Source organism: Mesorhizobium sp. M1A.F.Ca.IN.020.06.1.1 (assembly GCF_004023265.1).
In the GTDB taxonomy this organism is placed as follows: Bacteria; Pseudomonadota; Alphaproteobacteria; order Rhizobiales; family Rhizobiaceae; genus Mesorhizobium.
In genome coordinates this window covers 1-719 of record NZ_RZSR01001584.1, presented here as the reverse complement: position 1 = coordinate 719, position 719 = coordinate 1, and the positions used below count along the sequence as shown (strand labels likewise).

General features: G+C 65.5%; 1 protein-coding gene. It reads left to right on the top strand.

The window, feature by feature from the left end:
- Positions 1-180: 180 nt before the first annotated feature.
- Positions 181-719 (top strand): SDR family NAD(P)-dependent oxidoreductase (locus EOA60_RS35695; RefSeq protein WP_128312765.1); only part of this gene is annotated, 539 nt, incomplete at its 3' end.

Genomic DNA, 719 nt, shown 5'->3' with positions numbered 1-719 from the left:
CCTGGCGAGCGTCCCATCGGGCCGAGACGCGGCCCGCGTCACGTCACGCGGCTGCGTGTCGACGCATGCAAAGACGGGACGCCTGCCATGTCGATATTTCAATTGAGTGACGACGCGAAAGGCGCGACGTTCGAGGCTGGGGCGGCATAAGCATAAGAATACGACAGGAGCAGTCGAAATATGACGGAAACGCTTAACGGCAGGCATGTCGTGGTGACGGGCGGCACCGGGGCGCTCGGCGGCGCGGTTGTCGGCAGGTTGCTGGAGCAGGGCGCGATTTGCCACGTGCCCAATGCGCATGCCGCGGCTCCGCCGCATTTTCCCTACGCGGCTCACGCCAGCGTCCATCTGGCACACAATGTCGACCTGTCGGACTCCGCCAAGGTCGAGGCCTTCTACCATCAGGTTCCGGAGCTTTGGGCTTCGATCCATCTTGCCGGCGGTTTCACCATGGCGCCGGTCGAAAAGATCGAGACGGCATCCTTTGCCGAGATGATGGACACCAATGCGCGGACCACCTTCCTTTGCAGCCGCGCCGCGGTGCGCTCGATGCTGACGTCGGGCACCGCGGGGCGCATCGTCAACGTCAGCGCGCGCGCCGGGCTTGATCCCAGGCGCGGCGCCGGAATGGTCGCCTACGCCGCGAGCAAGGCGGCGGTCGCCGCGATGACGCAGGCGATGGCCGAGGAGCTGAAGCACAAGGGCATCCTGGTCAATGC